Origin of the sequence: Prevotella jejuni (genome assembly GCF_900187995.1) — a bacterium.
Classification (GTDB): Bacteria; Bacteroidota; Bacteroidia; order Bacteroidales; family Bacteroidaceae; genus Prevotella; species Prevotella jejuni.
The window spans coordinates 1-26114 of the sequence record NZ_FZNZ01000041.1; the positions used below are offsets into that span (position 1 = coordinate 1).

The window sequence follows — 26114 nt, forward strand, 5'->3', positions numbered from 1 at the left end:
TGGTACGGCTGTGCATCATCAGCATGACCAGGCTGGACGACTTACTTTTAACAAGTATACCGATGGTAGCTGGGAGGCTTGGGAGTACGATAAGGCAGGACGGCTCACTAAAGCGTACAACAGGGACAGCGTGACGGAGTTCGTGCGTAATGCTTTGGGGCAGGTCATAAAGGAAACGCAAGATGGGCGTACAGTGGAACACAGGTATGATGAACGTTCCCGACTTTCAAATATCGTCAGTGCGTTAGGAGGAAATATTACCTACGGATATGATATAAAAGGCGCTGTCAACCACATATCAGCTGGCATGTCAGGAAAGAGGAAGCCTTGGGAAGCGAATATAGCATACGATAGGTTCGGGCGTGAAACATCACGTATGATGCCTGGCAGTGTAGAGAATACTATGCACTATGACAGCATTGGCCGTCCTGCACATCAGCGTGTCCGTCATAATGGCCGGACGCTGCTTGACAAGTCATATACTTGGGGTGATAATCTTCGTCTTTTACGAACGTTTGACACAATAAACGGTAGAAGTGTCCGTTACGATTATGACGCCTTCGGTTCTCTGTCAGGGGCTGTATATGGTGACGGTAGTTGTCAGTGGCGTAACCCAGATGCAATGGGTAACGTGTACGATAGCCCTGACCGAACGGACAGGAGTTATGGTCGTGGTGGACAGCTGCGTGAGGACAAGAAGTGGCGGTATTATTATGACAGCCATGGCAATCTTGTGCTGAAGACCATGCGCAGGATGGAACCATCGCATAATGCGGAGGCACGGGATGAGTTCCTTGCATGGCAGAGCGGTGACTATGCCTATACGTGGCAGGGCAATGGTATGCTTAGGAGTGTAACACGACCGGACGGAAAAATCATAACGTTCAGGTATGACGCCTTAGGCAGACGCATTGAGAAGGTCTTTGACGGACGTGTATATCGCTACCTCTGGGATGGTGATGTCATCCTGCACGAGTGGGACTATACCGAGGCTGACCGTCCGAACACGATTGTTACCGAGACTGGTGAGGTCACACTTGACAGGCCAGAACCAGTTGAGAATTTCATCACGTGGGTTTACGACAGTGACAGCTATGTCCCAACTGCCAAGATTGTCGGTGACAGGCATTACAGCATTGTCAGTGACTACATTGGCCGTCCCGTCCAGGCATACGATGATAATGGTAATATCGTCTGGCAGGCAGACTATGACATCTACGGTAGCGTCCGCAACCTTAACGGCAGCAGGCGGTTCATTCCTTTCCGCCAGTTAGGTCAGTATGAGGACGAGGAAACTGGACTCTATTACAACCGCTTCCGCTATTACGACTCGAGGATTGGTAATTATATCTGTCAAGACCCGATAAGGTTAGGAGGAAATAATCCTACGCTGTATGCATTTGTCAGTGACTCGAATCTTGGAGTTGACGTGCTTGGTCTCACAACACAGATGGTAGGAGATATGCCAATGGGAAAATGGGGAGAGAAGGTCGCAGCCAAATATCTGAAGAAGGAGGGACATACTATCCTTGGGTCAATACAGAATGCTTCTGGTCATGGTTTTGATCTTGTTACCAAGACAGCCGATGGCTATATAAATGTAATTGAGGTGAAGACCAGTGGGAACAAGTGGAGAAGTAAGAGCAATATGGGTGGTTGGACAAGGAAGAATATTGAAAAGATAACTGGTAACACCAATGGTATGTGGGCTAGCAAACCCAAATATCAAGACAATTTGCTTACAATAATAAGAAAAGCTCAAGATAATAGAAAACTTAACAACAAGCTTTTTCAGATAAATATTGAAAAACGTTCTATTAGACTACGATGTAAATGATGAAGAAATGGATAGATAAGGCTATCAAGCATTATAAATATGCCGAGCCTATAGATTTGGAGAAAAGCGTAAAGACATTTTTGTATATGTATGATCTTTATACTCAAAAAGAGGATTTGCGTAAGAATATAAGAACTGTAAGATTGAGTTTATATGGACTCCCAGACAGTACACATATTAAGGCAAAGAATCTTCTGTTTCAAGGGAGTGAAGACTGCTGGAAATATTTTGAAAGAACAGCGGTGTTCTGGACATACGGTCATAGTAATGGTGACTGGGTTGAGAATATCAGAGGACCTCTCGAATACGCTCTATATGTCGAACGGAAAGACTTGATAGAACAATTATTTGACTATTTATTATCTATTTTGACAAATGAGAAGAATTTGTCAGATAAGTATTTCAAAAAACAAAAGATTTATGCGAGTACACAGTTGGTTCATTTCCTTTTAGAGAAGTGGCTTGGGTACAGTCCTGTGAAAGACCTTATTCTGAACTATGGTAGCGGTTACGGTATTTATCAGCGGATTATCGACAATTGGGAAGATCTTTCCCAGATAGAAAACAGCTATTGGGATGAATTGTGTGAGTACCATCTGAAGGGGATAGGATTGCAGCGTGGTGAGAAGTGGGAGAATGAGGAGTTCCTGCATTCTGGCATGATTCCGATGGAGCTGATTAGTTTACAAAAGGTGCGCAGACACTTGGGACTGGATGTACCCCAAATCAAAAACGAGTTGTTTTCCACTAATATGGCGAAAGCTCCGAAGATTCCAACTGGCTACAATAAGGAAATGGATGTAATATTTCAGATGGTTTTCCTTACGATTCAGAATCGACGGAAGTATACAATAGAGGAAGTAACAGAACTGATAAAGGAAAAGCACGGCAGTGATACACAGTTTATCATTTAGTGCCATTAGGGCATAAATACACAATATATGGAAAATATGAATATAATCGTATTGTGCCATTTCGATTTTGTTATTTCTGTGACGCTATTCTTTACTTAAATAATGTATATAGATTAGAACACAGAACAAAGCTATTACGTAGTTATTGCTGGGGGGAACCGAAAGAACTATTTAGGGTGCTTCCGTTACACCACATGGGCACTTTTCGTATAGCTTTAAGGGAAGAACAGAAGTTATGCGTTAAACAAATAGATAGCCAAGACGGTCTTGACTGTCTGTATTATTTATCCTCTGACACAAAAGAACTTTTCATGTTAATGCTTCGGTAAATTGTAGATAGGATATTGAAAAATCATAACATATTTCATATAAAACATATACAAATAAAGATTATAATGCGTGTAAAAGGCAAGGTTGTATCATGCAGTAAATCAATCGGCTACGAAATCGTAATATAAAGGTGCCTAGTAAGGATACAAAAGAGCATTAGTAGGACCTCAAAAGAGCATCTTCTGCAAGTCAGTTAGGCGTTTTCTCTAAGCCAGAAGAGCATATATCGGTTTTAAGTTGTACGAAAACAGTTTACATGTATCGGTTAGTTTAGAGAAAAGTTGCTTGTATGTAGAAGATGGAAAGATATGGTAATGAGTAGACGTAGTATTCATTATCTGAAGTGACAATCTTCGTCTTCTGCAGACGCTTGACACAATAAACCGCAGAAGTGTCCGTTACGATTATGATACCTTCGGTTCTCTGTCAGGGGCTGTATATGGTGACGGAAGTTGTCAGTGGCGTAACCCGGATGTAATGGGTAATGTGTATGATAGCCCTGACCATACGGACAGGAGTTATGGTCGTGGTGGACAGCTGCGTGAGGACAAGAAGTGGCGGTATTATTATGACAGCCATGGCAACCTTGTGCTGAAGACCATGCGCAGGTCGGGACCATCCCTTGAAACTGGAATGCGGGATGAGTTCCTTGCTTGGCAGAGCGGTGACTATGCCTATACATGGCAGGGCAATGGTATGCTCAGGAGCGTAACACGGCCTGACGGCAAAACCGTTACGTTCAAGTATGACGCTTTAGGCAGACGCATTGAGAAGGTCTTTGACGGACGAGTATATCGCTACCTCTGGGATGGTGATGTCATCCTACACGAGTGGGACTATGCCGAGTATGACCGTCCGAAGACGGTTGTTACCGAGGCTGGTGAGGTCACACTTGACAGGCCAGAACCAGTTGAGAACCTCATCACGTGGGTTTACGACAGTGACAGCTACGTCCCTACTGCCAAGATTGTTGGTGACAAGCATTACAGCATCGTCAGTGACTACATCGGCCGTCCCGTCCAAGCATACGATGATAATGGCAATGTCGTCTGGCAGGCAGACTATGACATCTATGGTAATCTCCGTAACCTCCACGGCTGCAGGCAGTTCATTCCTTTCCGCCAGTTAGGACAGTATGAGGACGAGGAGACAGGACTGTATTACAACAGGTTCAGGTATTATAATCCAAGGATTGGTAATTATATCAGCCAGGATCCGATTGGGTTGGTAGGTGGAAACCCTACGCTGTATGGGTATGTCCACGATTCGAATAATAGTGCAGATGTATTAGGGTTAAGTAAGTTTTGTCCCATTAAAGTTTTGGGAAGAAAGGTGTATCAAAACTCTACAGATTTTGGAGGAGGAGTTCCTAAATACGTTGATCCCATTGTAGGAAAAACTAATCCAACAGTGCAAAAATTACTGGATGCAGGAGCATCAAATTATGATTTGATGAGTAAAGGATATGCTCCTATCGGCACAGATGGAAAACAAGTAAATTTGCATCATGTTATCGGTGAAGAGCCTGGTCCGATGATAGAATTATTGGACAGTACTCATAAAAGATATTATAAACCATTACATGGTTTAATCGAAGAAGGTAACAGTTTTAGGAACAATAGATTACTTAAAAGACAATACGAAAAGTTTCGTAGAAATTATTGGAAAGAAAGAGCAAAATCTTTTAAACCAGATTATCATTAATAAAAAATATATTATGGACTATCTAGCAAGATTAAAAGAAAGTGAGGAATTTGAATATTGGTTAGGAGCCGATAAGGAACAGATTCTTTATGTCGAAAAAGAACTAAACATTAAACTCCCAAAACAATATAAGCTTTTTTTATCCCAATGTGGTATGTGCAATTTTGGTGATGTTAGTATACTTGGAATAGCAAAAGATGAAAATACAGTTAATTATTCGGTTGTGGATGTTACCAAGCATCTGAGAAATGAAATAAATCTTTCTAACGATCTTATCGTTCTTAACTACGAAGTAGGCGAATATTTAACCTTATACAAAGTTTCTGCAGAACAAGAATTAGAAGATAATCCAATATATGGAGCAGAAATAAAATATGATGGTGCAGAAAAAATTGTTCTTGGGAAAAAAGAAAAAATATTTTCATCGTTTGAGGATTTCTTTGAGGATTTTATCGAATTAGGTTCTTAAACTTAACCTTCTCCTATCAATGCAGGCTTTATATTTATCTCTGTCTTTGAGGGGAACTATGACGTGTGTTTTTATTCTTCTTCAAGATCTAAAATTAAAATATATTTACAACTGTTTAGCTTTAGCTTCTGAGAATAATCATAAAAGCGGAACTTCGAAAGAAAAGTTTAACCCGTATGCAATAAGTGTGTTGTAAAACATTATAAGAAAAGACGCTTAGTTGGAGTCCATTTTAAATTTAGTTGAGCTTCAAATTAAGCACCTTTTGATATTTAAGTAAAACGCAATTAGAACAGAGGCTAGCAGTAGATTTGTTCTATGTAGTGATAGTGTCTATTCGTATTTGAAACATCGTGTATCATAGTCGTTTGTATGGACCATACAATGCACTATGACAAAATTGGTCGCCCTGCACATCAGCGTGTCCATCATAATGGTCAAACGCTGTATGACAAGTCATATACTTGGGGTGATAATCTTCGTCTTTTACGAACGTTTGACACAATAAACCGCAGAAGTGTCTGTTACGATTATGACGCCTTCGGCTCTCTGTCAGGGGCAGTGTTTGGTGACGGTAGCCGCCAGTGGCGCAACCCGGACCTGATGGGTAACGTGTACGATAGTCCCGACCGTACGGACAGGAACTTTGGTCGTGGTGGACAGTTGCGTAAGGACAAGAAGTGGCGGTATTATTATGACAGCCATGGCAACCTTGTGCTGAAGACCATGCGCAGGATGGAACCATCGCGTAATGCGGAGGCACGGGATGAGTTCCTTCAATGGCAGAGCGGTGACTATGCCTATACGTGGCAGGGCAATGGTATGCTTAGAAGTGTAACACGGCCTGACGGCAAGACCGTTACCTTCAGGTATGACGCTTTGGGCAGACGTATTGAGAAAGTCTTTGACGGACGAGTATATCGCTACCTCTGGGATGGTGATGTCATTCTGCACGAGTGGGACTATGCTGAGGCTGACCGCCCGAATACGATTGTTACCGAGGCTGGTGAGGTCACACTTGACAGGCCAGAATTAGTTGAGAACCTCATCACGTGGGTTTACGACAGTGACAGCTATGTCCCTACTGCCAAGATTGTTGGTGACAAGCATTACAGCATCATCAGCGACTACATCGGTCGTCCTGTACAGGCATACGATGATAAAGGTAATGTCGTCTGGCAGGCAGACTATGACATCTACGGCAATCTCCGTAACCTCCACGGCAGCAGGCGGTTCATTCCTTTCTGCCAGTTAGGACAGCACGAGGACGAGGATACTGGACTGTATTACAACCGCTTCCGCTATTACGACCCAAGGATAGGTAATTACATCAGCCAAGACCCGATAAGGTTAGCGGGAAATAACCCGACACTGTATGGGTATGTGGGGGATTTAAATAAGTGGGCTGATGTTTTTGGTTTAGATTTTAAGACTGTAGATTTCTCTGGACATCCAGACTTGTACCAAGGTCCAGGGAAAAATACTGTAAAAATAAAACTCACTGGTGATAGAAGTTCTGATTTCACAAGAGCTTATAAAGAAGCTGGTATAACGAAAGCAGATGCAACAGGATATACTTGGCATCATGTTGCTGATTTTGATCCTAAAACTGGGGAATCAACAATGCAATTAATAAAAACGTCAACACACGAAGCAAATTTGCCACATAAAGGTTCAGCTGGACAGTTTGCAGATTATTTCGGTGTCCAGTATGATAGTTTTGAAGCTAAGATGAAATCATTTGAACAGGGTTGGAGGAAAGAACCTAAAAGACAAGCAAAAAAAATAACCTGTAAAAAATAAGTATTATGTTTACCAAATCATCACATTCGATTACAATGTCAGATATAGATTTTTTAGAGCATTCTATAGAACAAGGTTTACCTAATGACTTTATCTCTCATTATCTAAAAAATAATGGTGGAGTCCCTAATAAAACATATTTCTATGTTGAAAAGGACGATGGTTATGTTGAAGTAAGTTTCTTTCTACCAATTAGGTTCGTTACTACTGAACTGAGTAATATGACCATTGAAAGAAGTTACTCAAACTTGACCTCAAAAGGGATACCAAAAAACTATCTTCCATTTGCATTAGATTGGGGTGGAAATTTTTTTTCAATAGACCTTGAAACTAATAATATCGTTTTACTGCTTATGGATTTAGGGCCCTTCACAGACGACGCAGTTAAATATTTAACAAGAGGGTTTAGTAATTTTATAGACAATTTAGAAGAAGGAGAGGAGGAAGATGTATAAGCTTCTATGATAGATGACCCGCCGATGCTGTGGTCAACATCTTCTGCAGTCGTGACCGTAGGGACAGGGAATACGGCAAGGGTGACAGGATTCTTCGTGATCGCCATTATGACTATCTCTATGACGTTGAGGGTAACCTTATCCTGAAGACTCCACGTCGTAGACTGACACAGCATCCGAACCACGAGGTGTCGGAGGAAAGTGGCACGCATATTGCATGGCAGACAGGTGACTATGCCTATGAATGGTATGGCAACGGCATGCTCAAGGAGGTGCGGCTTCCATACGGTAAGACTGTCCGCTTTGAGTATGATGCTCTTGGGCGTCGCACGGCAAAGCTCTTTAATGGTCACGTCTTCCGTTACCTTTGGGACGGCAACGTGATGCTGCAGGAGTGGCAGTATGAGGAGAAGGACCGACCGCAGCATAGCATTGACGAGTTCGGTCGCATCCGTATGCAGGGCGAAGAGCCGGTAGAGAACCTTGTCACGTGGGTATATGAGGAAGGCTCATACGTTCCTGTGGCAAAGATACAGAACGGTGAACGTTACACGATTATCAGCGACTATATGGGTCGACCTGTGGAAGCGTACAACAGCTATGGTAACGTAGTTTGGCAGGCTGATTATGATATCTATGGTGCCCTTCGAAACATAAAAGGTATTCGTGATTTCATCCCTTTCCGTCAGTTAGGACAGTATGAGGACGATGAGACTCGCCTCTATTACAACAGATTCAGATATTATGACCCACGGATTGGTAATTACATCAGCCAAGACCCGATAAGGTTAGCCGGAAATAACCCGACACTGTATGGGTATGTGGGGGATTGTAATACACAAGATGATCTATTTGGGCTGGAATGTGGGACACCTAAAGATGCACAGAAGAAAATAAAAAAAGGACAAGGACCAAATGAAATTAGTAGAATTGATGCTCCCCAATCAAATGTGCCGGATTCTCAATGGCATGCACATGGTAAGGGTAAATGGGATGGTGCTATAAATTTAGATGGTTCTATACACGATAGTGATCCGAAGTTTTCAAACAAGACAAAGAAATGGTTAAGAGAACACGGTTGGAAAGTATGATGAAGAGTATATATGAAAACATATATACCAGTCAACAATTGGATGAGATATCAAATATGGTATTTCGTTCAAATTTATCTGAGGAAGTACCAATAATAGACAGATATGAAAGGATAAATATTTTACAAGAAAGTATTGCACGTGAAGATTTTTCAGTGTGTCTGCTTAATTGTTCCTTGTTCTTACTATATAATCTGAAACTTTATTTAAGGCATACTTTAAGTAGTACAGAGAATGACAATTTATTTTTATGTATTACATTGTTAGATCCTGTAGACGAGATAAACGATGTTGGTTTCTCTGTACCCAATATTCTCGTTAGCACAAAACTTGTAGCAAGTTATTTGACACAAGATAAAGCTGTTAGTCTAAAAAGGGAAGAGTATTTAGGTAGAATGTACGGAACATTAATTGATGAAAGTATGTTTGCATGTTACAAAGTTATTACTCCAGATAAGTATGGAGATATCATCAGATATTATATTGTTCCCAAACTATGGTAAACTTCGCAACCGCAAGGACATCCTTGACTTCATTCCTTTCCGCTAGTTAGGGCACTATGAGGACGATGAGACGCACCTCTACTACAACAGGTTCCGCTATTACGACCCGAGGATTGGTAATTACATCAGCCAAGATCCGATAAGGTTAGCAGGAAATAATCCTACGTTGTATGGGTATGTGGCAGAACCCAATGGTTGGGTAGATCCATTTGGCTTAGACTGTTCTTCCGATGCAGCTAAACTTCGTAAAGCAATGGAAGATGCCTATATAGTTACTCCATCTTACAAGAATTCCGCTCATCATATTATCATGTCAAATTCAAGTGATAACAGGATGGTGGAACTCCGAAAGAAGATGACACAGCTTGGATTGAAAAAGAATGATGCTGTTAATGGTGTTTTTCTGTCAACATCTTCAAAAGTAAAGGAGGCTGCAGGTATATCGGCTCATGCGCATAGTAAGGTACATACGGAAGCCTATAAAAAGAATGTTTACGATAGACTGAAAAACATTAATGATAAAGATCAATTTGAAGAAGAATTGATGAAAATTGGAGATGAACTTCGTTCTGGAACTTTTAATATTTAAATAGCATAGTCATGACACTGGAAGAATTAAAGAAAGAGTATGATAAGTATAATACTCCAAGCATGTTTGACACTCTGAAAGAGGGCGTAGAGGCACAGATAGTTGAAACGGAGGTCTATAAGGGATTCTATTACGAAATCATCCCCTATTCTTTCCTACGAGTAGGAATGAGAAGGGGAAATCCTATAAAGCAGTTTAATCGCTTGAAAAGTACGAACAATCTCTTTTTATATGGCTTCAACGAAAAGAAACAGATTATAGAAGTGCGGGAAGGGTGTGAGATAGAAAATCAGTTTAACCATCAGTTCCTTTTTTATGAAAAGGATATGTTCAAGTCATTATATTATAATAATGGGAAAATCCTGCAGAATGTCAGTTACTGTTATCTGAAAAAGGGGAATCTTGTTGACAAAGTACTGGGTAAAGGAAGATTTGGTGGAAGAGAAGAGTGTTATTTCTATGACGACAATGACAAGTTGCAAAAAATAGAGGTAAGCCAGTATGATAGGACAGGACAAGAATCTGCTACGCTGTTTTACACTATTAAGTATTGCTCGGATGACAGTCTGGATTCTATCATAAAGTCTACCTCTATGTATGAAGAAGTAGTTTATAATGAAAAGAAAAAGTGATTTCTGTTCTTTTAATGAATAAATACTTAATGCTATATCGGTATAGTAGCACGAAATGATGGTGAAAAAAGGGAAAAGCCTTACGGCGACGAGGTGATATGGACTAAACCTGCCATTTCTCCTCTTTGGATTAATATAATGATTTGATGTTTATATAGAACATCATATTTTGAATTTTTACCTCTGCCGGCGCACGACAGACGTTCCGCTATGACCGCTTAAACCGAGTTACTTCTATCACTACTGGTAAGCGCACGACGAACCTCCGCTACAATTCCTATGAGGATGTGGTCGAGGCGAGTGAGGGTTTTCACCGTGTGAAGTACAAGTATTCGCCGATGGGCGACATCCTCCAGCGTGAGGGCGAGGACGGCAGCGTGCTGCGATTTGCCTATGACCGTATGGACCGCCTTCGTATGCTTACCAACGAGCATGGTGAGGAATATACTTTTGACCGCAACCTCCGTGGAGAGATTATTGGTGAGACGGGCTTTGACCGCATGCACCGTAGGTATATGCGTGACCGCTCTGGACGCGTCATCCGTGAGGAAAGGGCTGGTGGCAGATGGACGGAATACGAGTATGACCAGCGAGGACGGCTGACACGCAGCAGCTTCAGTGATGGCACGATAGAAGCTTTCAGCTATGATGTGCTCGGCAGGCTTACTGAGGCACGCAATACTACGGGCAGCGTTTCTATGGCGTATGACGAGGGCGGCCGTGTGGTCAAGGAGTGTTTCAGTGGTGGTCTGCCCGGTGACAAGGGTACAACGGTAGAGAATATCTATGATGACCTTGGAAACCGTATAGAGACAAGGACTTCGCTTGGTTCGGTCGTACAGAATAGCTTTGATGAGGATGGATTGCTCAGCCGTGTGGCGGCAGCCGGTGGTGGCGGTGAGAGCTGGGAGGAGAAGATCGTCCGTGACAGCGAGGGACTGAAGATAGAGAAGATCTTTTCTGGTGGCATCCGTATGACACGTACCTACGATGCCTATGGCAATGTCATCTCGCAGAAGAGCCGCTCGCTGCATCAGGACGGCTACGACCGCCGCTATGCGTGGAATGCGTCGGGACGTCTGCAGAGTGTGATAGACGGAATCACTGGAGGCAAGACAGCCTACGCCTATGATGCGGTTGGCAGTCTGATGAGCGCTCGCTATGAGGACGGTACGGACGACTATCGTATGCCAGATTCCGTAGGAAACGTCTTTCGCAGTCGTGACCGCAGGGATAGGGAATACGGCAAGGGCGGCAGGATTCTCCGTGACCGCCATTATGACTTTCTCTATGACGTAGAAGGCAACCTCATATTGAAGACTCCACGTCGTGGACTGACACAGCATCCGAACCACGAGGTGTCGGAGGATAGTGGCACGCATATTGCCTGGCAGACAGGTGACTATGCTTATGAATGGTATGGCAACGGCATGCTCAAGGAGGTGCGGCTTCCTTACGGCAAGACTGTTCGCTTCGAATATGATGCCCTTGGACGTCGCACGGCAAAGCTTTTCAATGGTCACGTCTTCCGTTACCTCTGGGACGGCAACGTGATGGTGCAGGAGTGGCAGTATGAGGAGAAGGACCGACCGCAGCATAGCATTGACGAGTTCGGCCGTATCCGTATGCAGGGCGAAGAGCCGGTATATAACCTTGTCACATGGGTGTATGAGGAAGGCTCGTACGTTCCTGTGGCAAAGCTGCAGAACGGTGAACGCTACACGATTATCAGCGACTATATGGGTCGCCCTGTGGAAGCGTACAACAGCTATGGCAACGTAGTCTGGCAGGCTGACTATGATATTTATGGTGACCTTCGTAACCGCAAGGGCATCCGTGATTTCATTCCCTTCCGCCAGTTGGGTCAGTATGAGGACAATGAGACGCGCCTCTACTACAACCGCTTCCGCTATTATGACCCGAGGATTGGTAATTACATCAGCCAAGATCCGATAAGGTTAGCAGGAAATAATCCTACGCTGTATGGGTATGTGGAGGATTGTAATGAGTATGTAGATTTATTTGGATTAAATTTTAATGGTATTCCGCAAAACCCAGGAATTGTAAGAAGATTTATGTCGAAAGCTGAATATAAAGATTTTAAGAAAAATGGTTTTAAGTATGATCCAAAAGATACAAGAGGAGGTATAAGTGCTACAAGTACAAAAATTAAACCTCAAAACCCTGATGCGATAAAAAAAAGTACAGGAGCTTTAGGTGCTGATTATTTTGTTGATATTGATACAAAGGGAAAGGATGTTGTGCTAAAAGGCAAAACCAAAGGAGGAGTTCCTGATTGGAAAATTAAGGACAATGTCTCAAAGACAGATATAGTAAGTAGTGGCAAAGTGTGTAAAGGATGAAAGAACTGGATTTATTAGTTAAAGAATACTTTGAGAGTCGGGAAAGACTTCAGGCTTTTCTGTCAGGTATAGAGATAAGGAAATCTGAAGACAGTGCGTTGTTGGAATATTTCCTTTCATTACTTAAAGATAGCTTTTTTGAAGCAAAAGTCTTTGAATTATTGTTATACCTAAACCCTTCTGAAGCCAAAAGATACATAAACTTGTATTATCTGCAAGGGAATCCATATGAAAAGGAAAGATACAAGGGGAATTTGGATGTTATGCTCGATGATTATAAATCAGTTTTGGGAGAGATGGAGTTCTCTAAACTGATAGGTTCCATATCCAAAGAGAATAAGGATTTTTATGTGATAAAGGAAGCGATAGATTTTGCCAATGATGAGTGATTATGCTTGTTTACTTTTCTGAAATATTTTATAAAAAGCAGTGCTATAGAGTGTTTGATAATCTAAAAACAGAGCTTTTGATGGAATTGTAACCAGCATATTTAAGAATAAAAAGAAGTTAATAAAGATATAAATATTTTCAAAAGTATAAGCATTACATAACTCATTATACAGTAGAATATTACAATTTCTTGCTATTTCGCGTTCAAAAAGCGGCTGTTTTACACGGTTAAAGTATAGGTTTTGTATCACAAAAGAGTCGATTTCGTAATATCAAAGCGTAGTTATCACTTTTTAATAGAATTATCTTTACAAAGTTAAACTGAAAATCTCTTACTATTTCATTAGGGAACTTGCTTAATAATATCTGCGAGTAGTGTAGCTTACGGCTAAACTCTGCTATGAGGACGGCATGTACGACTATCGTATGCCTGATGCCACAGGAAACGTCTTCCGCAGTCGTGACCGTAGGGACAGGGAATACGGCAAGGGTGGCAGGATTCTCCATGACCGCCATTATGACTATCTCTATGACGTTGAGGGTAACCTTATCCTGAAGACTCCACGTCGTGGGCTGACACAGCATCCGAACCACGAGCTTTCGGAGGAAAGTGGCACGCATATTGCTTGGCAGACAGGTGACTATGCCTATGAATGGTATGGTAACGGTATGCTCAAGGAGGTGCGTCTTCCATACGGCAAGACAGTCCGCTTTGAATATGATGCTCTTGGGCGTCGCACGGCAAAATTCTTCAATGGTCACGTCTTCCGTTACCTCTGGGACGGCAACGTGATGGTGCAGGAGTGGCAGTACGAGGAGAAGGACCGCCCGCAGCATAGCATTGACGAGTTCGGTCGCATCCGTATGCAGGGCGAAGAGCCGGTAGAGAACCTTGTCACATGGGTGTATGAGGAAGGCTCGTACGTACCTGTGGCAAAGATACAGAACGGTGAACGCTACACGATTATCAGCGACTATATGGGTCGCCCTGTGGAAGCGTACAACAGTTATGGCAACGTAGTTTGGCAGGCTGACTATGATGTTTATGGTGACCTTCGAAACATAAAAGGCATTCGTGACTTCATCCCTTTCCGCCAGTTGGGACAGTATGAGGACGATGAGACGCGCCTCTACTACAACCGCTTACGCTATTATGACCCGAGGATTGGTAATTATATCAGTCAAGATCCGATAAGGTTAGTAGGAAATAACCCTACGTTGTATGGGTATGTGGGGGATTTGAATAAGTATGTAGATGTTTGGGGATTATCAGATTGCAAGCTGAGTTCTGATTTTAAGAATGGAGCTTCATTTCTCATTCCTGGTGATAGTTATGAACAATTTGTTAAAAACTCATCTATGGTTGGAAGACCTGACGGACAGTTTGTTTCTCCAAGCAATCAGATAGATGATTTATTAAAGAAAGCCAATGGAGATGTTTCTATAATAGAAGAAGCTTTAGGTATTCCTAAGGATGGTTGGCAAGGAAAAGGAGGCATGTACAGAATAGATATTTCAAATCCTCAAAATTATAACTTAAGATCAGCAAGCTCGGGAATTTCTGGTGCTAATGATTTGTTTATAGCTGGAGGGAAGACCTCTGGTGGTATATCAGAAGGTATAATAGACCAGGTACCAAAGGGAAATGTAACTATAACAAGAATTATAAAGTAATTTCATATGTTAGAAGAAATTAAAGTAAATAAGAATAAGTACTACAAAGTTGGCTATAGCCCGTACCTCAAGCAGTATGTTTTAGCAATAACAATTACTTGGATTGCTTGGTATGAAAGGTATTATTCTATTTCGGAAGGCGAGTATAAATGGTTTGATAATGATATAGATAAATTAAATCATTTGGCGAATGAGTTGTATCACTTGGGAATATCTAGTTCTCGTTTTATTTTTTCAGAAATGAGTGCGGAGAACGATTCATCCCAGATGAAACTATTTAACAAAGTATTTCAGAAAGACATCGGGAAGAATTCCCAACGAAAAGAAGATCTTAATTCTGAGATTATACAGATATGTCATTTAAATATGGATAATGTTATTTCTGTGAATCCTAATTTGCTATATCTCAAAGATAAAGATGGTGAGTTCATCAGATTATACAACAACGACAAAAATATAGATATTTTAGAAACTCCTGTTATAAAAGAACAACAGAAAAACGTATCTGGTTCTGATGATTGTTCTGTAATTATCTTGAATGCAGAGGAAATAGGTTTTCTTCAAAATTATAGCTGGGAATATTTTGATAATAAGATAATCAAGATAAAAATTGCAACAGAGTTCTCTGACATTTTAATAGAAGCATATGATTGTGGGTTTATAATTAATATTAAATATAAAAGTGGAAAAAAGCAACGCATAGATACCGCAAAGTGTTAAAAATATTACTAAATCTAGTTCTTGCATCCTACAGCGTTCAAGCGTACACGGCAAGGGTGGCAGGATTCTCCGTGACCGCCATTATGACTATCTCTATGACGTTGAGGGTAACCTTGTCCTGAAGACTCCACGTCGTGGACTAACACAGCATCCGAACCACGAAGTATCGGAGGAAAGTGGCACGCATATTGCTTGGCAGGCAGGTGACTATGCCTATGAATGGTATGGCAACGGCATGCTTAAGGAGGTGCGGCTTCCATACGGCAAGACTGTCCGCTTCGAGTATGATGCCCTTGGGCGTCGCACGGCAAAACTCTTCAACGGTCACGTCTTCCGTTACCTCTGGGACGGCAACGTGATGGTGCAGGAGTGGCAGTATGAGGAGAAGGACCGACCACAGCATAGCATTGACGAGTTCGGTCGTATCCGTATGCAGAGTGAAGAGCTGGTAGATAACCTTGTCACATGGGTTTATGAGGAAGGCTCATACGTTCCTGTGGCAAAGATACAAAACGGTAAACGCTACACGATTATCAGCGACTATATGGGTCGCCCTGTGGAAGCGTACAACAGCTATGGTAACGTTGTTTGGCAGGCAGACTATGACATCTATGGTGACCTTCGAAACATAAAAGGCATTCGTGACTTCATCCCTTTCCGCCAGTTGGGACAGTATGAGGACGATGAGACTCGCCTCTACTACAACAGGTTCAGATATTATGACCCGAGGATTGGTAACTACATAAGTCAAGACCCGATAGGATTGATGGGAAATAATCCAACGCTGTATGGGTATGTAAGGGATTGTAATACGCTTATAGACATTTGGGGTCTTTCAGAGTGTAATGTTAAAGGTGTTGAACATTCTTTGTCACATAAAACATTTGATGTCCCCAATCCCTACGATGATTGTTTTAAGGGTGTCAAGTTGGCTTCACAATACTTAAGAGAAATGGGAGTTTCTAGAGCAAAGCGTAAAGAAATCTTAGAGTCTTTTGAGATTGGAACAATAAAAGTTCAGAAGGCAGGTGTCAACGAGTATGGTATAAGATTCTTTGGAGGAAATGCACAACCTATGGGACAGTTCTTGTCAGATACATTTGGACCGATGACAAATAGAGCAAATCTTGCTTTACCCCCAAAATGGAACTCAATGACAGGAATTAAACAATGGAAAATAAAACCAGAAACAACTATGATTAAAGGTAAGGTTGCTCCTCAGCTAAACGAAGGACCTCAATACATAGGCGGTGCAAATCAAATTTTTATACTTGAACCATGGAAATATGGTTCACTATCTTAATACTTAAGTTATGGATATTGATAAACTAATTATGGTGGCTTTAGAAAAAGTAAACAAGAAGATTGAGGACTCTCGAATCAGCAAATGTGCTGATGAAGGTTTGCCCATGACTATGTTATTTAATATAAAGTTAGAGTTAGAAAAAATGTTGGCAGTTTTAAATAAGTCTAAATACCTACCTTCATATCCAAGATTTTTACTTGATTATCCTGAAAATGATTTGATTAACTTCTTGTTAGATGTATCATATAAGTATAAGAAAATGACATAGTTTAAATCAACCGTTCGGTTGATAAAGGAATGAAACAATATAGAACCTTGTCACGTGGGTTTATGAGGAAGGTTCATACGTCCCTGTGGCAAAGCTGCAGAACGGTGAACGCTATACGATCATCAGTGACTATATGGGTCGCCCTGTGGAAGCGTACAACAGCTATGGTAACGTAGTTTGGCAGGCTGACTATGATATCTATGGCGACCTTCGAAACATAAAAGGCATTCGTGACTTCATTCCTTTCCGCCAGTTGGGACAGTATGAGGACGATGAGACGCGCCTCTACTACAACCGCTTCCGCTATTATGACCCGAGAATTGGTAATTACATCAGCCAAGACCCGATAAGGTTAGTAGGAAATAATCCTACGCTGTATGGGTATGTGGGGGATTTGAATAAGTGGGCTGATGTATTTGGATTGAAATGTAAGAATTCAAATACAGCAAAAGTATATGAAGATAAAAAAGGACGTTGGCGTAACTCTGATGGAACTTTTGCAAAAGATCCTGGCTGGCCAGATAATTTTGGATTTGTCAAGGGGAAAGATAAAATAGGTTCTTTAGATGTTGGGCATAAGGTTGATAGGTTTGGGCATCCTGGTGGAAACTTTGTCGCTGATGCAGGAACGCCTTTTACTCAAAGATCTTTACCGAGCTCAAGTATAAAGAAAGAATATCATCAGTATGAAGTTATAAAATCTATAGATAACGTTCGTAGTGGTCCGGCAGAGCCTTGGTTTGGGCAAGAAGGACTTGGTATACAGCACCAGTTGCCTGAATCTATTCAGTATTATATTGATCATGGATTTATAAAAGAAATATAATTAAAGATGAAAGAAAGAAACATCAAAATTTTAGAATATCAAGGTGACGGAGGCTTACCCAAAGGGAAAAACTTGTTTTATTTATGTTTAAATTGTCATACAATTATCCCTTCTATGAAATCTGGTTCATGCCTTTGTGGTAATATCTTAATAGATGCAGATGAGGGAAGAGGAGGTTTTAAAGATATTTCACAAACATTGGTATTAGAACTTGAATAGTTTTTCTTATTCCATTTATTATGAAGTAAGATATACTGTGTCTATGAGATTCTAAAGCCATTTGAAGTGAAAAAATGACGATTACACCTACATTTGGTCAAATTGGTTTAAGAACCCAGTATAAGACACCTGTGCAAATAAAAGTACTCGTTAATCGTGGTATATTAAAAGAAATATAATAATGTAATGAATAAGAAAGAGTTAGCTAAACAGCTACTGTCTATGGGTATTTCGCCCCACGAATATTCTTTAGAAGGCTCTATTGCTACGTGGGATACTATTGTCTTAGTTGAAGACTATAGCATGTGGAAAGTATTATATATTGATGAACATGGTAATCAAAATGAACTTGCGTCCTTTAAAACAGAGGACGATGCGTGCAAGTTTATTTATAATGAATTTAGATAAATAAAGACGTATGACAAGAAGAATACATAGAACATGATGCCCTTGGGCGTCGCACGGCAAAACTCTTCAATGGTCACGTCTTCCGTTACCTCTGGGACGGCAACGTGATGGTGCAGGAGTGGCAGTATGAGGAGAAGGACCGACCGCAGCATAGCATTGACGAGTTCGGTCGCATCCGTATGCTGGGCGAAGAGCCGGTAGAGAACCTTGTCACATGGGTGTATGAGGAAGGTTCGTACGTTCCTGTGGCAAAGATACAGAACGCTGAACGCTACACGATTATCAGCGACTATATGGGTCGCCCTGTGGAAGCGTACAACAGTTATGGTAACGTTGTTTGGCAGGCTGACTATGATATCTATGATGACCTTCGAAACATAAAAGGTATCCGTGACTTCATCCCTTTCCACCAGTTAGGACAGCATGATTCTACGAAGCAAGTTTATAGAGAATGGCTGAAAGAGAAAACAGGTAAACCTGTTGGAGGTAAAGTAGCTTGGGAAGAAATCTCTCCACATGAGATATTTAAATTATCAGAAGACATGTTTGATGCTGCTGGTGTTCCACAGTATGCAAGAGATGAATATTATAAGGAGTTTAATATATATATACAATGTGTAAATAAAATTATGGAAAGAGTTCAAAGAATCCTCAAGGCTATTTCAGAGTCAAAGGACTGTTTATTATTGAAGAGAGAACATCATGTAAATGTTGATGTAGGATATCTTTTGCCTGATGACTTAAGATATTATCTTGAGAATTATAACTCGATTATTTTTTGGGAGAATTCAGAGTATTCTGTGAAAATAGTCGGAATAGAAGATTTTAAAAAAGCTAATCCTGTCATAATTGGAGAAGAGGTTCCTGATGATATTAGTAATAATTGGTTTATTATAGCAGATGACAACCCACAATTTATAACAATAGACCTGTTTAAGGAACGTTTGGGTAAATGTTATGATAGCTTTTGGGATAGGTATGGTGTTGTAGGAGAACAGCCTATCATAGCTAATTCTTTTACAGAATTATTAGAACAGCTATTTAAAGGCAAAGGTGGTTATTACTATTGGTTGCAAGACAATTTTGAGTATATAGGGGATGCATATGATAATCTCTCGTGATATTAATCTTATGCAATCAATCATATTTAAGCCCAAATTTCATTAGGAATGATTTATTTGTGGTTGATGATGTGAGTTATCAAACAAGAACCATTCCCAAATATCATTTTCTAATGGCAGTCATTATAAATCATTTGAAATTGTTTTTTACTAGTTTAATGAGATTTGGGCTAAAGGAACAAACTCTTGGTAAATATGAATAAGATAAATGAATTTATTAACGGGGAAAAATATGAATTTCTCCTGAGAAACATACAAAAAAAAAGCAATATAGAGATTGATAGTACTATTCCTTTTGTATTCATATAAAAACGGGGGTACATAATATTATTAAATATAACCCTCAATATCGTCAACTGATAGAGTTTATGTGTATGTTTAATATTCCCATTTCAGACCTTGTGTTAGTTCTCAATAAGACAGGAATGCCTGTTAAGGTTAAGAATCAGGAAGATATTTATAATCGTTGGAAATCTTTACGTCTTGAACGTTTCTCACAATTAGAGAATGACGAGACAGTTAGACCAATACTTGACGCTGCTGAAAATGACTTCAAAAATACAATAAGTTTGATAAAAAAGACACCATTATATGTTTTGTTCTTTTCAGATGTATATGGACAAGAAGTAATCAATAATTGTTCTTTATTTACACTACCGTCACAAGTTTTTACAGGGAAAGATGTAACTTTCAAATCTTCAAGACAAATACAGGACAATAAGGATGGTCATTTGAAACTTTCTATTGATGCAGAAGGTGTACCAAATGAGGACTTTAGAAAATTATATAATGATAAATTTAAGCAGCTTTTCCAAGACACGTCTTATCTGTATAAAAAATAAACTGAGAGCAAGCTATTCGTACGACAGCAAACAAGGAATAATTGAGTCTTGTCAGGCAGAGTTAATAGAGAATCTTGCCAACAACAAAATGTGTTCAAAGCAGGAATTTGAAGTTAAATTCATAAAAGAAGAAATAAAGGTATGGCGCAACTATTAGTCCCAGAAGGAGTTTATTTGGTCTGCACAGAAGGCATGACTACTAATCAACTTCAAGTGACAAGCCAGTCATCAGTCTTGATGTATGGAGGGCATCCTGTTGCTACAAGGAATGATAGGATGACTGCTAACTTTAATTGTGCTAAGATGGTTTTGGCAGGTGCCATAGTCGGTGCCATAATTGGTGCCATTGCCGCTGCTGCTATTGTTTTATCTGGTGGAACAGCTCTTGTTGCAGCTGCAACAGTTGGATATGCAGGAACTGGTCTTCTTGCTGGTATGATACCTTGTATTTGTGCCATGCTTACATCAGACTGGACACCTTTTCATCCTATGATAATTATAAATAAAGTACACATGCCCATTTTAGAAACATCTAAGATGACTTGCTGTTTAGGAGGTACTGTGGAAATCTGCTATTCTAAAGAGAAAGCAGAAGCTTTGCAGGATTATAAACGTTGGAGTACAGGATTGTCTGTAGCAGCATTAGCTGCTGCCTCTTCTGCTGTAGGCTCTGCAATTGGAGGACTATTGTCTTCAGTAGGTTCTTTAGCAGCTACATTTACAGAGTTTGGAGTACAGGCTTTGGGCAAACAACTCTTAGGTATGGTAAGTGGATTTCTTTTTAATTTTGGAGCAAGTGAACTATATGGATACGGAAAGAAGAATATTCAGATTGGGAATAATAGTATTCATAATTATATTGAAGGAGAAACTTATGATAAGACGGTTTCTGAGTCAGATTTTAATAAGTATTCAAAAATTGCACAAAACCCATTAGGTGAAACGGCAGCCAATATTTCAGACGCTTCTACATCAGCAAATGCACAAACTGGTGTCTATAGCAATGTCGGATTGGTTGATTTTACGAACTATAGGGTTGTTTTTGTAGTTTCTCCCGATGGAACAAATACTCCTACTCCAACAGTAGAAATACATAATACTACCGTTTTACGAAACACTGTAGGGAATGGAAATGTGAGTAGAACACAACGTCAGACAACTCATACTTCTACTAATAGCTATTGCGATAGGAATGGGAATTATCATGTGGTTGTAGAAGGAGAGGTTAATGGAGTTATGAGAAACTGGAATTTAGGCAAAACTCTATTGGCAAATGCCAAAGAGGCGGGCAAAGGAATCGTAATGAACCTTCTGACAGATGTTCTACGTGCCTCTGGAAACTATTTATTAGCAAGTAAAATTGAAGCAAAAAATGCCGCAGAGAAGAATGAAAAGGAGGTGAAAGCTAAAATTAATGTGTATGAAAACAAGATATAAGATACTGATAATTTTTCTTCAATTATTTGCATTCTTCAGCTATATAGGTTGCTTTGTTTATCTAACCTATAAAGCTGATAAAGAGTTGATTTTTGTTGATATTCCTGTAAAATACACAAAGGATGACATTACAGGAAAAGAATATGGGATTACAATTACGGGTAGTAGAGGAAACCATACAGTTCGGTTTGAGTCAGAAAGTTTTCCAGACAAAGAGTTTGAAGCAACATATTATATGTCTCTTCCTTATCCACAGCGTTCTTTTAGTAGTATAATAGAATCTCACCCCAAAAACTTGCTATGCTATTTGGAGCCTGATTTTAGGGAGAATCAAGGGAAATACATTCCCTTTGTTTATTCTGGGCAGCGAGAAAAAAGTTCAGTTTATTACTTAAATTTAGTGGCTTATGTGAAAGGTAAATACATTCCTTTATGGGTTTTCTTCAATTTTTTCAACCTCTTAATGTGCATTTACACTGAGAAAATAAAAACAATCATATTGATTGTGGTGATGATTTTAAATGGCGTGTTTAGTGTCCTTACATAAATAAAAGAAAAGATTCATGAAAAAGAAAAAACTATTAGCTGTATTATCCCTGCTGATTATAGCTGGGCTATTTGCTTACTTTGCCTATGTTGGTGGTGCATTTCTTCGATTGACTCCTGTTACTGGAAAGCAGTTTGAACAGACTGCTCTTACCTTAGGGTTTACAAAGGCAGCGGTCGATAAGAGTGCAATATCTGACAAGACAGGAATAGCCAATATTACCGTTATGATGAAAAGTGTCAAAGACGACCTGCATAATGTAATGATTGATATCCCTCTGGAGTTCTATGAATTCAAAGATGAGACTGATGCCATTAATTACTACGACCGTGTTTCGGCAACACTGCAAATGAACATTAAAGAGGGTATCGCCGTAGTCAAGGTTAATAAGGTTTTGGGGAATGCTGATGTATATAAAAACTATAACTATGACAACCCAAGTTTTGTCATAGTACGTGCAGGCTCAACGATTCTCATCACCAAGTTCTATTGTAATATCGACTCCGAAAAGGAAGTGGAACAACTGCTTAATAAGATCAAGTATAATTTTAATTATTCCAAATAAAATCAAATGAGAACAATTATTAAATTTGCAAACTCGTAGATAATGCTTTTGAAAAGTTGTTACATAGTTTCGAATAAAACATCTACAAATAAAGGCAATAACACGCATATAAAGTAAGTTTTCATTCGTCAGAAAACAGCTTGTTATAAACTCATACAAAAAAAGGTGATTAATAGGACCTCAAATTGGCATTAGTATCAAGTCCAAAAGGGCATCTATTGTAGTCAGTTAGGCGTCTTTTAGAAGGCAAAAAGCATGTAAAGGGCAAATGTTATGGATGAGCTTTCATCAGTGTGCTTGCAACTGTATTGATGAATATGACTCTCCTTACCTCTGTTCTATGTCAGCAAGCCGCAATAGGTGGAGCTTTAGCAGGATTAGTAGTCGGTGCACTGAGAGGTTGGCGAGCGGGGAAAGATGCATCCAAGGATATGGGGTTCTTTAATAAAGTTGGCACTATGGTTAGCGCAACAGTTCATGGTGCACGAATAGGGAGTATTGCAGGTGCTGCGCTTGGTGCAGTGGGAATGTACGCTTTCCTGCATGGAAAAGTATCAAAGATGGTTCAAAATGTGATAATGTCAAATATCTGCGCCGCATATACAAAGATGTCTACTTGGACAAGAGTACATTCATCCGTGAAAATCAGTGGTCAGAAAGCCTTACTTGAAGGAGCTATGTTGAATTGCATACAAGGAGGACTTATAACTATCATAAAACCCGACTTTTCTGAAGCCGCTAAAATGTTAGTCTTAAGTTACTTTGCTTATAATCGAACGACAAAAAAGAAAGATAAGGATTATGACATGAACAAGGCAATGGATGGGCTAAGCCCTGAGCAACAAGCTATGCTTAAGAGTAAGAATGAAAAACTTGATGGGTATGAGAAGTTGGATGCAGAGGAAATGAAAAAGTTAGGAGTTAATTCAACTGACTTAAAAGATCCCTCCACAGGTTTCAAAGCAGATATCTATAAAGACAAGAATGGAGATTATGTACTTGTTTATCGTGGTACCTACAGTGACCCTGCCCATCCTGAAAATGATTTAATACATGACTGGAGCAAAGAATGGACTGACGATAATATGAAGCAGGGATTAGGTATGGGAAGTGAACAATATAAAAAGTCTATAGAATTAGCTAAAAAAGTAAAAAAAGGATCAGAAAGACAAGGTAAACAAATGACTATTGCTGGTCATTCCCTTGGTGGTGGTTTGGCGACAGCTGCAGGTGCTGCCACTGGTAGCAAGACTTACGCTTTCTGCCCTGCAGGCGTTCATCCGAATACTTATAAAAAGTATGGCGTACAGAATCCTGATACTTCAAAGGTTCATACCTATTATTCAAATCAAGATTTCTTAAATATGGCAAGTAATAATCTATCTCTAATGCCAAAGGCTGCAGGCGAAAGAATTATGTTACACACTCTGGACAACTTTAATTTTGCTAAAGGACACGACCTACCTTTACTCCTCAAAGCAATACAAGCTGAGGAGGCAGAGTTAGGAAGACCAATTATTGCCAACATTCTTTAAAGAAACAATCCATAACAATGAAAAAAATTATAGCATTATTGTCATCCCTCATTTTAACCTCATGCAGTATGTTTAACAGTGAAGCACCTTACAAGCGTTTTTTTAGTGAGAAAGAATATCCCATTATCCAAGCCATTCATGATTGCGACGAGGATAAAATCCTTGATATGATACACCAAGGATGGAACGTAAATTCTACGGGGAAATATGGTATGTCCTATCTACTTTATGCGATATGGGAACATAACTATGACATGACAAAGTTTCTTTTAGAAAATGGGGCAGACCCTAATTTTGTATCAGTATTCTGGGATGAAACACCAGAAGAAACTGTTTGTATGCTCCCTCTTGAAAGAACATGCTACGATAAATATGGAATGAATTATATGAAATTATTGCTCGAACATGGGGCTAATCCTAATGATACACGAGCACAGCTTCCTTTATTTACGGCTGCATTATATAAAGATAAGCAAAAGATAGAATACCTATTAGAGCATGGTGCAGATATAAATCAGTTTGATAGCACGAACGAGACTGTAATAATAGACCAAGCACTTGCAAGACAATGGGCTTTCGTCCTATGGCTATGGGACAAAGGTGCTGATCCTATGAAAACGGGAGGTATTGGAAGAAATACTGGAGGTAAAGAAAATGTTGCGTATTGGGTACAAGATTTTATAAACTATGGAAATGGAGATTATGATAATCCAGACTTTAAGAAGCTTGTTGCACGATTAAAAAGTATAGGTGTAGAGTTCCCGTATAAACCAGCTATGGATAATGCGAAATAGGATGACTGATAAGGCAATGAAATATATTATAGTATTACTATCATTACTTATTTTAACCTCATGCAGTATGTTTAACAGTGAAGCACCTTACAAGCGTTTTTTCAGTGAGAAAGAATATCCTATTATTCAAGCCATTCATGATTGCGACAAGGATAAAATCCTTGATATGATGCACAAAGGATGGAACGTAAATTCTACGGGAAAATATGGTATGTCCTATCTGCTTTATGCCGTATGGGAGCATAACTATGGCATGACAAAGTTTCTTTTAGAAAATGGAGCAGACCCCAATTTTGTATCAGTATTCTGGGAAGTAAAACCAGAAGAAACGGTACGTATCCTCCCCCTCGAAACAGCGCAAGTTCAACATAGAACTGCAATCCCAAGTGCTGGTGTAGCTTAATAATCTATACCTGAAAACACCGAGGGGTTTGGGGGCGAGAAGCCCCCATGAGAAGAAAATCAACAAGCAATGCATAAAAATAAGAAAGAGGGTGTGTCAAAATGTCCACATCCTCTTTTTTTATGCACAAAGCCCCGACTTTCTCAAGCCAGGGCTTTGCTATTTCCTAAAGTTTTTGTACCTTTAGGCATTCAAAAATTCTCATTATGACAAAGGTACACTTTCGTTCTTACATACACAAGAAAATGATTCTTTTTCCTCAAAGAATCGATAACGCAGAGTCAACCAGCAAGTGCAAAATTACAAAACGTGTTTAAAGAACTCACACTTTGGAGTAGAAAAGTTTAATTTTTCTCTTGGTCTTTCGTT

26 protein-coding genes and 2 pseudogenes are annotated in these 26114 nt (G+C 39.9%); all 28 read left to right on the top strand.

What is annotated here, in order from left to right; translation table 11 throughout:
* On the top strand, window positions 1-1837 hold a 1837-nt coding region (locus tag CHB62_RS15275), incomplete at its 5' end, for an RHS repeat domain-containing protein (protein ID WP_303395898.1).
* Window positions 1834-2751, top strand: coding sequence for a hypothetical protein (locus CHB62_RS12540; RefSeq protein WP_240616207.1), 918 nt, complete (start codon window positions 1834-1836; stop codon window positions 2749-2751). The genes CHB62_RS15275 and CHB62_RS12540, both read left to right, overlap by 4 nt.
* Window positions 2752-3504: 753 nt before the next feature.
* Entirely contained in the window at window positions 3505-4785 is a 1281-nt protein-coding gene (locus CHB62_RS15420; protein WP_497023418.1) for an HNH/ENDO VII family nuclease, read from the top strand.
* Between the two features lie 13 nt (window positions 4786-4798).
* Window positions 4799-5254, top strand: coding sequence for an SMI1/KNR4 family protein (locus CHB62_RS12550; RefSeq protein ID WP_089367111.1), 456 nt, complete (start codon window positions 4799-4801; stop codon window positions 5252-5254).
* A 384-nt stretch (window positions 5255-5638) separates the two neighbouring features.
* Window positions 5639-7057, top strand: coding sequence for an RHS repeat-associated core domain-containing protein (locus CHB62_RS12555; protein WP_303395899.1), 1419 nt, complete (start codon window positions 5639-5641; stop codon window positions 7055-7057).
* A gap of 35 nt (window positions 7058-7092) precedes the next feature.
* The gene (locus CHB62_RS12560) at window positions 7093-7512 is read left to right on the top strand and encodes an SMI1/KNR4 family protein (RefSeq protein ID WP_240616208.1); all 420 of its coding nucleotides are present in this window, start codon (window positions 7093-7095) and stop codon (window positions 7510-7512) included.
* Window positions 7513-7541: 29 nt separating this feature from the next.
* Window positions 7542-8603 (top strand): RHS repeat domain-containing protein, encoded by a 1062-nt coding sequence (locus CHB62_RS15290; RefSeq protein ID WP_240616209.1) that lies wholly within the window; start codon window positions 7542-7544, stop codon window positions 8601-8603.
* A complete protein-coding gene (locus tag CHB62_RS12570) occupies window positions 8600-9106 on the top strand; it encodes an Imm15 family immunity protein (protein WP_240616210.1) in 507 nt (168 codons plus the stop codon). Before CHB62_RS15290 ends, CHB62_RS12570 begins: the two co-directional genes overlap by 4 nt.
* Before the next feature lie 109 nt (window positions 9107-9215).
* Window positions 9216-9263 (top strand): annotated as a pseudogene (locus CHB62_RS15535) (hypothetical protein); the annotation flags it as partial.
* 21 nt (window positions 9264-9284) lie between these two features.
* The gene (locus tag CHB62_RS15065) at window positions 9285-9695 is read left to right on the top strand and encodes an AHH domain-containing protein (protein ID WP_158296841.1); all 411 of its coding nucleotides are present in this window, start codon (window positions 9285-9287) and stop codon (window positions 9693-9695) included.
* A gap of 11 nt (window positions 9696-9706) precedes the next feature.
* The gene (locus CHB62_RS12580; RefSeq protein ID WP_089367115.1) at window positions 9707-10327 is read left to right on the top strand and encodes a hypothetical protein; all 621 of its coding nucleotides are present in this window, start codon (window positions 9707-9709) and stop codon (window positions 10325-10327) included.
* A 317-nt stretch (window positions 10328-10644) separates the two neighbouring features.
* On the top strand, window positions 10645-12690 hold the full coding sequence (locus tag CHB62_RS15300; RefSeq protein ID WP_141240432.1) for an RHS repeat-associated core domain-containing protein: 2046 nt from the start codon (window positions 10645-10647) through the stop codon (window positions 12688-12690).
* On the top strand, window positions 12687-13079 hold the full coding sequence (locus CHB62_RS12590; RefSeq protein WP_089367117.1) for a hypothetical protein: 393 nt from the start codon (window positions 12687-12689) through the stop codon (window positions 13077-13079). Before CHB62_RS15300 ends, CHB62_RS12590 begins: the two co-directional genes overlap by 4 nt.
* Window positions 13080-13491: 412 nt before the next feature.
* Window positions 13492-14754 (top strand): RHS repeat domain-containing protein, encoded by a 1263-nt coding sequence (locus CHB62_RS15305; RefSeq protein WP_303395900.1) that lies wholly within the window; start codon window positions 13492-13494, stop codon window positions 14752-14754.
* A 6-nt stretch (window positions 14755-14760) separates the two neighbouring features.
* Window positions 14761-15474, top strand: a complete 714-nt coding sequence (locus CHB62_RS12600) for a hypothetical protein (RefSeq protein WP_089367118.1) — start codon at window positions 14761-14763, stop codon at window positions 15472-15474.
* A 64-nt stretch (window positions 15475-15538) separates the two neighbouring features.
* Window positions 15539-16777: an RHS repeat domain-containing protein gene (locus CHB62_RS15310; protein WP_497023419.1), complete on the top strand. Its 1239-nt coding sequence runs from the start codon at window positions 15539-15541 to the stop codon at window positions 16775-16777.
* Window positions 16778-16787: 10 nt separating this feature from the next.
* Window positions 16788-17048: a hypothetical protein gene (locus CHB62_RS12610; RefSeq protein WP_089367119.1), complete on the top strand. Its 261-nt coding sequence runs from the start codon at window positions 16788-16790 to the stop codon at window positions 17046-17048.
* An 85-nt stretch (window positions 17049-17133) separates the two neighbouring features.
* Window positions 17134-17874: a glycohydrolase toxin TNT-related protein gene (locus tag CHB62_RS15315; protein ID WP_240616212.1), complete on the top strand. Its 741-nt coding sequence runs from the start codon at window positions 17134-17136 to the stop codon at window positions 17872-17874.
* 6 nt (window positions 17875-17880) lie between these two features.
* A complete protein-coding gene (locus CHB62_RS12620; protein WP_089367120.1) occupies window positions 17881-18093 on the top strand; it encodes a hypothetical protein in 213 nt (70 codons plus the stop codon).
* A gap of 186 nt (window positions 18094-18279) precedes the next feature.
* On the top strand, window positions 18280-18501 hold the full coding sequence (locus CHB62_RS12625) for a hypothetical protein (RefSeq protein WP_025079259.1): 222 nt from the start codon (window positions 18280-18282) through the stop codon (window positions 18499-18501).
* Between the two features lie 107 nt (window positions 18502-18608).
* Window positions 18609-19622 (top strand): SMI1/KNR4 family protein, encoded by a 1014-nt coding sequence (locus CHB62_RS15090; RefSeq protein WP_158296842.1) that lies wholly within the window; start codon window positions 18609-18611, stop codon window positions 19620-19622.
* A 374-nt stretch (window positions 19623-19996) separates the two neighbouring features.
* Window positions 19997-20464 carry a hypothetical protein gene (locus CHB62_RS12640; RefSeq protein WP_089367121.1) on the top strand — a complete coding sequence of 156 codons (468 nt, stop codon included), beginning with the start codon at window positions 19997-19999 and terminating at the stop codon, window positions 20462-20464.
* Window positions 20465-20605: 141 nt separating this feature from the next.
* Window positions 20606-21901 carry a PAAR-like protein gene (locus CHB62_RS12645; RefSeq protein ID WP_089367122.1) on the top strand — a complete coding sequence of 432 codons (1296 nt, stop codon included), beginning with the start codon at window positions 20606-20608 and terminating at the stop codon, window positions 21899-21901.
* Entirely contained in the window at window positions 21885-22448 is a 564-nt protein-coding gene (locus tag CHB62_RS12650; protein WP_089367123.1) for a hypothetical protein, read from the top strand. Before CHB62_RS12645 ends, CHB62_RS12650 begins: the two co-directional genes overlap by 17 nt.
* A 16-nt stretch (window positions 22449-22464) precedes the next feature.
* Window positions 22465-23013: a hypothetical protein gene (locus CHB62_RS12655; protein WP_089367124.1), complete on the top strand. Its 549-nt coding sequence runs from the start codon at window positions 22465-22467 to the stop codon at window positions 23011-23013.
* 293 nt (window positions 23014-23306) lie between these two features.
* The gene (locus CHB62_RS12660) at window positions 23307-24548 is read left to right on the top strand and encodes a Tle-like phospholipase domain-containing protein (protein ID WP_240616213.1); all 1242 of its coding nucleotides are present in this window, start codon (window positions 23307-23309) and stop codon (window positions 24546-24548) included.
* 68 nt (window positions 24549-24616) lie between these two features.
* Window positions 24617-25342 (top strand): ankyrin repeat domain-containing protein, encoded by a 726-nt coding sequence (locus CHB62_RS12665; protein WP_240616264.1) that lies wholly within the window; start codon window positions 24617-24619, stop codon window positions 25340-25342.
* Between the two features lies 1 nt (window position 25343).
* Window positions 25344-25697: pseudogene (locus tag CHB62_RS12670) on the top strand (ankyrin repeat domain-containing protein); the annotation flags it as partial.
* Window positions 25698-26114 lie beyond the last annotated feature (417 nt).